The 6,941-nt window shown below is 63.3% G+C and carries 5 protein-coding genes and 1 pseudogene; 1 reads left to right on the plus strand and 5 read right to left on the minus strand.

The annotated features are described in order from the left end of the window. Window positions 1-452: 452 nt before the first annotated feature. From DD1DGNOD_RS15440 to DD1DGNOD_RS15455, 4 genes are all read right to left on the minus strand, one after another. The gene (locus DD1DGNOD_RS15440; protein ID WP_131770442.1) at window positions 453-1,658 is read right to left on the minus strand and encodes an MFS transporter; all 1,206 of its coding nucleotides are present in this window, start codon (window positions 1,656-1,658) and stop codon (window positions 453-455) included. Window positions 1,659-1,711: 53 nt separating this feature from the next. Next, window positions 1,712-2,476 carry a transposase family protein gene (locus tag DD1DGNOD_RS15445; protein ID WP_131770443.1) on the minus strand — a complete coding sequence of 255 codons (765 nt, stop codon included), beginning with the start codon at window positions 2,474-2,476 and terminating at the stop codon, window positions 1,712-1,714. 142 nt (window positions 2,477-2,618) lie between these two features. Further along, window positions 2,619-2,837 (minus strand): hypothetical protein, encoded by a 219-nt coding sequence (locus DD1DGNOD_RS15450; RefSeq protein ID WP_131770444.1) that lies wholly within the window; start codon window positions 2,835-2,837, stop codon window positions 2,619-2,621. 230 nt (window positions 2,838-3,067) lie between these two features. Continuing rightward, complete coding sequence (locus DD1DGNOD_RS15455; RefSeq protein WP_241255748.1) at window positions 3,068-4,387, minus strand: 3-oxoacyl-[acyl-carrier-protein] synthase III C-terminal domain-containing protein; 1,320 nt, start codon at window positions 4,385-4,387, stop codon at window positions 3,068-3,070. Between the two features lie 788 nt (window positions 4,388-5,175). Between DD1DGNOD_RS15455 and DD1DGNOD_RS15460 the strand changes: the two are divergent. Next, window positions 5,176-5,490, plus strand: a pseudogene (locus tag DD1DGNOD_RS15460) (transposase); the annotation flags it as partial. On the opposite strand, the gene fbp reads toward DD1DGNOD_RS15460, so the two are convergent. Next, the gene (fbp, locus tag DD1DGNOD_RS15465; RefSeq protein ID WP_131765497.1) at window positions 5,469-6,590 is read right to left on the minus strand and encodes a fructose-1,6-bisphosphate aldolase/phosphatase; all 1,122 of its coding nucleotides are present in this window, start codon (window positions 6,588-6,590) and stop codon (window positions 5,469-5,471) included. The pseudogene DD1DGNOD_RS15460 and the gene fbp overlap by 22 nt on opposite strands. Window positions 6,591-6,941: the final 351 nt, after the last annotated feature.

The raw sequence follows: 6,941 nt of genomic DNA on the forward strand, positions 1-6,941 counted from the left end.
CGCTCTCGACCAACATCTTCAGTGGTCTTCTAGACACCGCCACCGTCACCGTCCAGGCCTCACGCTCCCGGTCGACACGACATCCAACGAGGAACCGGGACCACGCTCCGGCCACCAGCGGGGACCTCCACCTGGCCACCCGCGGGGACCTCTACTTGGCCACCCGCGGGGACCTCTACCTGGCCACTAACGAGGACTTTTTCATGGCCACGGACAGTGGCTCCACCTGCGTGCCGACTGGCCCTGGCTCGATGACCTCCTCCACGCCTGGCAGACGATCAAGGCGCTACCCGCACCGACCTGACCGCAGCCACGCCATCCGACGATCACGGAAGGAGCCCACCGGGGAGCGTGGAACCGGCGCCCGCGACGCGCCAGTCGCAGCCCAACCGTACCCACGAACAGGAAACCATGATCAAAAATGGTGATCGGTAGTCAAGGGGACGACCTCGTCACCCCGGTGAAAAATCCAGGTCAGGGGCTTCACAAGGCTGCTGCGGTGCAGGATGCCTGTGGGGCAAAGCCTGTCCTAATACGGTGATCGCCAGACAACAGGCGACGAGGATGAGCAGCGCGGTGGGCAGCGTTGTTGCTTGGGCAAGGTAGCCGATCGCTGGTGGACCAGCGAGAAACCCGACGTACCCGGCGGTGGTGGTAACGCTCAACGCTACGGCGGGTTGGGGTTCACGACGCGAGATCACGCTGATGACCGTGGGGCCCACCACTGCCAAGCCGGCACCGAGGATTGCGAAACCTAGAATTGAGGCCCATACCGCTGAGGTAAAGACAATTACCGTCGAACCAGTGACTGCGGTAGCCCCAGCAAGCCGGACTGTGGTGCGAGGTCCGAATCTGTTTGCCACGAAATCACCACAGAGCCGCAAGACAGCCATCGACAGGGCGAACGCGGTATAACCCATGCCGGCCAGACCTGGAGAGACGTGGCGGACGTCGTGCATCAGAACCGCGCTCCAATCCGATACAGCGCCTTCACATAGCAGCCCGCAGAAGGCGAGCAGACCGAACAAAGCGGTTCGTCTATCTGCTAGCGCATAGACGCGGCTGGTCCGCTCGGGTTTGTCGTGAATCAGGTAGCGAGCCGCACTTAATACAACCAAAGTGAGAACGGCCGCTACACCGGCCAAATGAGCTGATGCGCTGATGCCAGTGCCTGCCGCCCAGCCAGCAGCCACGGAGCCGAGCAAACCACCGATGCTGAACACACCATGAAACGACGCCATAATCGGTCTATTTACGCGGCGTTCGAGCAGTGCTCCTTGGGAGTTCATCATGACCCCGAGGGCTCCGTTACCGATACCCAGCAGGAATAGCGCGGCGACAAACAGTCCAAGGTTGATAGCCAGCGCAGGCAATGCTAAAGATACCGTGGACACCACGGCGGTAGCCGTGGTAAGCGCAGCGGCGTCGAAGTAAACGCTGAGATAGCTGACCAGCGGTACCCCGATCAACGCGCCGACCGAAGCCGCCAGTAGGGCAGTGCCCAAGGTGCCCTGGGACAACTCGAGCCGATGCTGTACGTCCGGAATACGCACCACCCAATCGCCGAAACCAGCACCGAACGTGAAAAACAGCGCCGAGATCGCCACCCGCGTCGCCCGCCACGATGCCGAACGCTCCGGAGCGCTGAACGTGCTCATCAATGTAAACCTCCCGAACTGAGCAGCACATAGAGTCTTATCGAAAATTAGATTTAGAATGGGAAGTCCAGGCAGAAGAAAAACAGGCCAATTGCCGCCCGGAACGATGTCAGGTAGGTCCGTAGCGGACGCCGGTAGTCGGTGTGGAGTATCCGCCAGGACTTGATGTGGGCCATGGCACGCTCGACCGGCGCGCGGAGACGTGAGATATTCCTGTTCTCCCTCTTGTCGCCGATACTGAGCTCCCCACCCTTCGGCTTTTTGCGAGGCGTCACGTAGCCGCAGCCCTGGTAGCCCTTGTCGGCAATTGTCCCCCCGGAGTTCTCAAGAATCCGGGCCACGGGAGTCTGGGTGATGGCGACCGAGTCATGAACGGAGCCCGGAACCGGGTCCGAAATGAAGCGGACCTCCCCGCCGAGATCAGTGACGACCTGGAAGTTGTGCCCCGTCGTACCGTGCTTGCGTGTCCACAACTCGTCGTGCTCCTGCCACGACCAGCAGGGGCCGAGGCTCCCGTCCAGCAGGCACACACGGTCCCGGACGGACTCGGCGGCGTCCTCCTCCGTCGATATGAATTCGTCCATAGCCTTCTCGATGAGAGGAGTGAGATACGTGACCATCTCGGAGACACGCTCCTGGGAGACACCCCACCGCTCCGCCAGGATTTCCTGAATCGAATCCTGCCGGAGGTAGCTGACGGTGATGGCCACGGCGTCTGCGAGCGATAGTTTCCTCTTCCGACCCTTCGGTTTGTTCCACGGTTCGGAGAGTAGCTCCTCGACACGCGTCACGAGCTCATCGAACTGCTCTTCGTCCAACCCCGTTGTATACTTGAGTCGCAATGCCCTCTCCTGACGCTCTGATGTGGCGTGGTAACCACATCGATAGGATCAATGGGAGGGCATTGCCCTTACGACACGCCGGAAGCATCCAGGTTTCTCCGAATGCTATTCTCCAGAGCTATTTTCGATAACACTCATAGTCTTCGCGCACCCCCTCGCCGGTGGCTGGGATTGGAGTTTGGCGGGCGCGGTCGGTGAGCAGGGCGAACTTCATCGAACCAACATCCCCGTAGGGGGCAAACGCACAGCGCGCCGCGTGTTCGTTACCAAACTCGATGTAGTCGCTAACCAACGACTTGACCTCAATGATGCCACTGTTGATCAGCGTCAGCGCCACCTGCGCCGAACGCCGCATCGGGAAAAGGCGCACATCGAACGGAGTGGTTCGCAGATGCAGACCCTTGGCCAGGACCAGCCAAGTAATTGATACGCTGCCGCACCGCCGTGGCCCCATAGATCATATACTCTTCCCTCCATCTCCCGTGGAGCACCGCACCAGAAGATAACTGTCTACCCCAGATCAGCGTCTCCCTTCGCGTTCGTGACGCAAGATCACGTAAGTTCGGCCTAGCCGAACCTGGGCTCAGCGAGCGTTTCGATCACGGCGACACTCCAAATCATTCCTGACCCAAGCCCGATAAGCAGGGTTCGTGTGCCTGGGTGGAGACGCCCAGACTCGACAAGGTGATTTAGCCCCGCGAGTGTGTCGCCGGCCCCGAGATGACCAATCGTGCGACCGAAGTTCCAGAGAGTCCGGTCGATACTCAGACCAAGAGGTTTGAGGCACTCCCGGTTCAGAACGCGGCGGCCAGTGAACGAGTAGACGACAAAATCGATATCTGAGAGCTTGACTCCGGCTTCTGAGGTCGCCGCGTCTACGGCCGTGCGGACTGCCGTGTCCCGTCGCTGCCATACGGTCGCACTGGGCATCGTCGTCATGAACTCGCGAGCGCGGCGGTCAAGGTCGATCGGGTATTGACCGCGAAACCCGAACGACTGGTTTCCTCGGCCCAGCGCCTCTAGCTCGGGATCGGTCGCGGTAGAAGTCGAAACGACGCGCGCAAATCCCCCATCGCGAGATAGAAGAAGAGCGGTGCCGCCATCCCCGAATACGGCGCCGGACACGGTTCGCCATCGATCGATGGCATCAGGTGGCCAACAGTCAGCGGTGGTTACGAGAGCCGCCGCGTGGTCCTGCTGTGTCTCTAGATATGAGGATGCGAGGATGAGCCCGACGACACCGCCAGCGCACGCGCTACGCAGCTCGGTTACCACATCGCAACGACTTGCACCGATACCACGTTGCACATATGATGCCGAGTTCCACACCGGGATACCCGCGTCCAGGACGATGGCGTGCCCGATCATTCCGATGTCGGCAGGCTCGTACCCAGAGCGTTGAAGCGCCTGCCGTGCAGCCCGCACGGCAAAGTCGGCGGCGCGGTTGTCGGCGTCCGCGACGGTCACGGATAGCTGCTGACTCGTAGCCGCCTCTTTGGGGTCGTAGAGCCCCTCGTCGATGGCCTCCTCGACAGGCTTTTTCCGCGGGAAGTCGGCACCGGTACCTGCGACGTACACGCTCTTCCACAGCATGGTTGGCTCCTTTTCCGTGCTGGCTTTCTGTGGACCTTGAACAACATCGCGGCGCGCCTGCGTGACGCCGTAGGCGGCGGCGGGCGGATGGTAGGCCCCGATGCGGTTCTTCCATCTCTCGTTGATCGCGACCTTGAGCGTGAACATCGCGTCGATGGCGTTGACGAGGGTGGTGGCGAAGTCGATGTGCGCGACGCCGCGTCGGTACGTCGCGGCTGCGTATCCGGCGGTATCGCGAACCGAGCCGCCACCCCAGAATGAGCATCGGCTCGTCGAAGCGGGCGACCTTCCAATCCTCCATGGCCGCCCAGATCCGCTCGACCGTCACCTGCGTCTTCGACGCCTCGCCGCCCGGGATCGTCAGCGGCTCGTTGTGCTGGATCCGGTAGCGGTCGAGCAGGGCTAAGATGCGGTCGCCGTAGATCTTGTAGACCGTCTCGTCGATGACGACGAACCGTCGCCGGGACCGCTCCATCGAGCCGAACAGGCCGGGATGGTCGCTGGGACCGAGGTCCAGCAGCAGCAGCTCGATGCTCGCGGTCCAGCGCAGCGTGCGGTCGGCGGTGAACTTGGCGGACCGTGGCTGGGGCGTCCACAAGGGGGAACACTGACTCATGTGGTTTTACCTCCTGTTTATATTGTCTTGCATCATGTTTCCGTTGGAATACCTTGGAGTCAAGCCCAGGATCGCTGTGAGCATCCACATGCTCGGGAGCGGGGCGTGCGGCTACTCCGCGGCGAGGTCGGTGGCCTCGCCGGTCGTCGGCCCGCACGCAGTCAGCGATCATCTGCTGGCACTCCCCTCACGCATGACTCTGATTCCGATCTTTGTTGGTATCATACCATCTTAATGTTGGAATGGTTGGAATATCGAGGCCTGGACCGTTGTGGGAATCTGCGCACTCCGGAGGGGAGGTGCGCTACTCCGCGGCGGGGTCGGTGACGTCGGCCTCGTCGTCGGAGCCTGCGTCACCTCGGGCCTGGATCTGGGCCTCTACCTGCTGGAGTGGGCTACTGGAGCGGGAACTGGGGCCACAGATCGCCCATGCCGTCGAGCAGCTGTTCGCGCACGAACCCTCGGCGTCGTCTGGCGCTCCGAGAAGGAGAACGCCTGCGCCACCTGGAAGAAAGGGTTCGGCTTCCACCCTCTGTGGGCGTTCGCTGACCACGGGCCAGGCGGCTCCGGCGAGCCGCTGGCCGTCTTGCTGCGGCCGGGGAACGCCGGCTCCAACATGGCGGCAGACGACATCACGGTTGCCAGCGCCGCGCTGGCGCAGCTGCCCCGGCGGCTCGCGCGGAGCAGGGCGGTGCTGGTCCGGGCCGACAGCGGCGGCGCCCACGCCTTCCTCCCCTGGCTGCACCAGCGCAGGCTGTCCTACTCGGTCGGGTTCACCCTCGGCTCGGCCGCGGGCAGTGGCTCCCACCGGTCGGCGAGACGTTCCTCGAGCGCGGGCATCGTGGTGTATTCGAGTTCGTCGAGGCTGAGCCGGTGCGGTTCGAACGGGCCGTGGCGGCGCAGGTAGTCCATGATCTCGTTGGCCTGTGCCCGGGCACGGTCGAAGGCCGGGTCGTCGAACATGTCGCGGGGGCCGATGAGCCGCCCGCCCGAGATCTGGAAGCCGAGGCAGACCACCCGGGGCGGGCCATCGAAGCGGGACGGATGCGCGCTGCCGACCGGGACCGGCATGAGCGGGGCATGGTGGGAACCGCGCATGCAGCCAGCGACGGTATAGGCGAGAGCGAACGGTTCCAACGCCTCCCCGATCGCGGGCATGCCGGACTGGCAGCGCACGATCATGACCGGGTCGTCCTTGCCGACGTACTTCCCGGCGATGAGGGACAGCCGCTGGGTGCTGGTCGCCGCCGCCTGCACGCCGCGGGTCTTCGAGGTGACGCTGTGCACGACATAGCGGGCCGGCGCGCCGATGTACATGAGCAGGTCGTACATGTCGGCCGGGCAGTCGAAGACCGCCCGCTTCTCCTGGTAGAGGTCGTAGACCTCGAAACGGAACCCGGCGTGCATCTTGGCGTCCATGACCAGACCCGGGGTGGTGAACGGGTCGGCGAACATCCGGAACAGGGGCAGGTTCCAGGCGCCCGGTTCGGTCTTGTCGGCCAGGAAGCACAGCACCGGCTCGGACGGCCGTTCGGTGAACTCCAGCTCGGCATAGCCGGGACCCATGCCGCGTAGGTTGCCCGAGAACGCGTCGGAGAGCAGATCCTGCCCGGCGCCGTAGAGCCCGAAATCACGGGCGACCCCGGTGGTCGCGTGGAAGGTGTCCCAGGCGAACGAGTGCACCGCGGCCGCGTCCGGGCCGTGCTCGTGCGTCATGATCAGGGACAGGTCATCACCGCACGTCGCCACGGTGCCGTCGAGCAGCAAGTCACCGCGCGCCCGGTCGATCCGCCGGACCGCCTCGGCGACCATGGCCGGGTGCACAGCGGAATGGCCGACGTAGCCTCCGGTGTCAGCCTTGAGGATGCTCAGCGTTGGCATGGGACTTCCTCCTCCTTGTCGCGGCGGGCCATCGACGTGTCCGCCGCCCTGCCCTTTGGCTAAAACTGTGGTTTTAGACCATACTTTCGTTGGAATGCGTTGAAAACCAAGATCTAGGTCGCTGTGAGCATCTGCATACTCGGGGGAGGGCACGTGCACTACTCCGCGGCGGGGTCGGTGACGTCGACCCGGTCGCCAGCCCGCGCAGTCAGCGATCTTTTGTTGAAACTCTTCCGTGTATGCGTGGTTATCCTCCAGTCTTAGTTGGCTATAGGCCCATCATGGCCTGCAGATGTTTGGGAAGCCAAGGCTAGGCCGCTGTGGGAGTCCACACACTCGGGAGGGGGCGGG

The sequence above is a fragment of the Candidatus Protofrankia californiensis genome, assembly GCF_900634765.1.
Lineage (GTDB): Bacteria > Actinomycetota > Actinomycetes > Frankiales > Frankiaceae > Protofrankia > Protofrankia californiensis.